3 protein-coding genes are annotated in these 2,888 nt (G+C 33.3%); 1 reads left to right on the forward strand and 2 read right to left on the reverse strand.

The window, feature by feature from the left end:
* Positions 1–773 precede the first annotated feature (773 nt).
* Positions 774–1,454, forward strand: coding sequence for a lycopene cyclase domain-containing protein (locus SVZ03_12035; protein ID MDY6934933.1), 681 nt, complete (start codon positions 774–776; stop codon positions 1,452–1,454).
* A gap of 132 nt (positions 1,455–1,586) precedes the next feature.
* Here the strand turns inward: SVZ03_12035 and SVZ03_12040 are convergent, their stop codons facing one another.
* A complete protein-coding gene (locus SVZ03_12040) occupies positions 1,587–1,772 on the reverse strand; it encodes a hypothetical protein (GenBank protein ID MDY6934934.1) in 186 nt (61 codons plus the stop codon).
* A 227-nt stretch (positions 1,773–1,999) separates the two neighbouring features.
* On the reverse strand, positions 2,000–2,888 hold an 889-nt coding region (gene lysS / locus SVZ03_12045; GenBank protein MDY6934935.1), incomplete at its 5' end, for a lysine--tRNA ligase.

The following is a 2,888-nucleotide window of genomic DNA, read 5'->3' on the forward strand; positions in this document are numbered from 1 at the left end:
CCTGCCTGCTCATTTCGCTAAAGATTTCATACATTTGAATGATCTTTTCATAGGTTTTTATAACTTCTTCTCTTTCTATATCTCTTTTGCGAAGAAATTCTATTTCTTCTTCTAATGATTCAATTTTATCTATATTCTTTTCATTCATAGCAACATATCCTTGCACTCTTAAAGATTTGTGATAAATAACAGCCTTTAATAATGTATGCAATACTACATAGGCTATTTCTTCATTGATCAAAATCAAAAGATTTCGATAGCAGCTTCATTACATTTGATTATATTTACTTTATTATCCACTAGAAATCAAGACATATTTCAAAGAAAAATGGTTAAATTCATTGTAACTATATATCCCAGAGGTCGAGGATGTCATTGAGATCAACCAAGGGGATCCGCTTTCTTAATACTCAATAAAGATCTATTGACTGAATAAACAGGATAATATCATATACCTATTCAATTTGTTAAAAAATATGTTATTTGCATAGGATTAAGGATTAGGGAATAAATACAACCACTGATTAATGATTTAATGATTTCAATAAATAACACTATTCTATGCTATTCTCTAAATGTAAGGGATGTAAATGAGTTGGTTTTTAAAAAAGTTATTGATATGTCTAATAAGCCCTCTAAATATGACAGTGAGGGATATCTTATAAGATATTTAAGGGGATATTCCCGAGTAATACACTTGCTTGTCTTAAGCCTTACGCAGGATGTGATTCCCTATACTCGAATAATCTATTTATAAGAACAATACTAAGCAAATGGCGGATAAGTATATCTATCTATTTTTATCGTTTTATCTATTGGTTCTCTGGCTTATGATCATTATATTCCGTAAAGATCTAGTACGGAAGGTTATTAAAGCCAGCATTGGAGGAGGATTTGCTGGTTTGATAGCAGAGGTCTGGTATTTTGTTGATTACTGGCAGCCGCCATCACTGGCTGGCGTTAGTAGTGTATCTATTGAAGATTTCTTGTTTGGTTTTTGTATTACAGGAATTGCAGTGTCAATCTTTGATGTTACTTTTTGCAAAAAAATTAGGGATGAAGCCAAAGATAGAAAAGGAGTATTCTTTATTCTATTCTTGTGTGGGCTGATATCACTTTTAGTTTTTAATAATTGGCTAGGTATCAATTCAATATTTGTAAGTTCAATGGCTTTTATAGTTATCTCGGTAATAATGATACTGATACGAAGAGATTTATTTCTACCTTCAATCATTAGTGGTATATTGACAGTAATAGTAATTATACCAATATATCTATTACTCTATAATTGGCTATCTCCAGATTATTGGATGAGATATTGGTTATTATATGATACAGAGTATGGAATAACAGTGCTGGGGAATATTCCTGTCACTGAAATTATATGGTATTTTTCATGGGGATGTTTAGCTGGCGCTGGGTATGACTTTGCATCTGGAAAAATAAAAGTATAAAATATATCACTTCTAAGGAAGTGGATTCGCCTTCCTTACAATTTGTGTAGAAGATATTCAAATTAAGTAATTGGTATCTCTGAGATATTTCCGTTAATGTTATGATAAGAAGAAATTCTATAGATGAAGGGACTAATGACTTTTAAGATGCAGTGAACGATGTAAAAAGGTATCACAGCGATTTTTAGCGAGTTCCTTAGTAATTTTTTCTGATCTGTAAATGTTATAATAGGCATAAATAAATAATATTGAGAGAAAACCTGAAATAAATCCTATGGTAACGAAGACAATGATAAATATGTTGTTTAAAATATTCATACTCTTCCTCCTTGAAGATTTATACTGGAATTATACAGCAGAATCCATTAAAAGTCAAATGTTATGTCACTTTTTTTATGCGGTATAAACGCAAGAAATTTTTTAAAAAAAATACAAATTTTTTTAATTATGGAGTGGAGATTGTCTCTAAAAGATGGTTTGTAATGCCTGAATAATGCAGAACTTGCAGAAAATTATATCAACTTGGCCTTCCTTAGAGAGGGTATTCACTTCTCAGGCTTAAGTAGTGGGAATAGGATCGTGTCCTTAATTGATACTGTATCCATAAACAACATTGCAAGTCTGTCAATCCCAATTCCCATTCCTGCAGCAGGAGGCATGCCATGTTCGAGTGCGCATAGATAATCATAATCCATCATCTGCGCCTCCTCGTCCCCAGCCTCTCTCATTCGCATCTGTTCCTCAAACCTTGCCTTTTGATCGAATGGATCATTCAGTTCAGTAAAGGCATTCCCTAACTCTCTCCCGCCGATAAATGGCTCAAATCTCTCGACAAAATTCGGATGATCATCCTTCGATTTTGAAAGTGGAGAGAGTTCCCTTGGATAATCAATAACAAGGGTTGGCTGGATTAGTCTATGTTCAACCTTTTCATCAAATATCTCACTTGCAATCTTCCAGATTGAAAGGTTTTTCTCTACTTCAATATTAGCAGATGCAGCGGCTTTCTTAGCCTCCTCCTTTGTCTTAATATCATTGAAATCGATACCTGTATATTTTTTTATTACATCAATGAATGTAATCTTTTCCCAAGGAGGAGTAAGATCAATTGTATGTCCCTGATAGTCGATGGCCATCTTGCCCATAAGTTTGTATGCTATTGTTGATATCATCTCCTGTGCAATATCAATCATATCATTATAATCTGCATAAGCTTGATATAGTTCAAGCATTGTAAATTCAGGATTATGCTTTGTTGAAATACCCTCATTTCTGAAATTTCTATTCAGTTCAAAAATCTTTTCGAATCCACCCACAAGCAGTCTCTTTAAATAGAGTTCTGGCGCTATCCTCATATAGAGGTCAATATCAAGCGCATTGTGATGAGTTATAAATGGTCTTGCTGTTGCCCCACCAGCAATAGCTTGCATCATT

It is taken from the genome of Spirochaetota bacterium (assembly GCA_034190085.1).
GTDB lineage: Bacteria > Spirochaetota > UBA4802 > UBA4802 > JAFGDQ01 > JAXHTS01.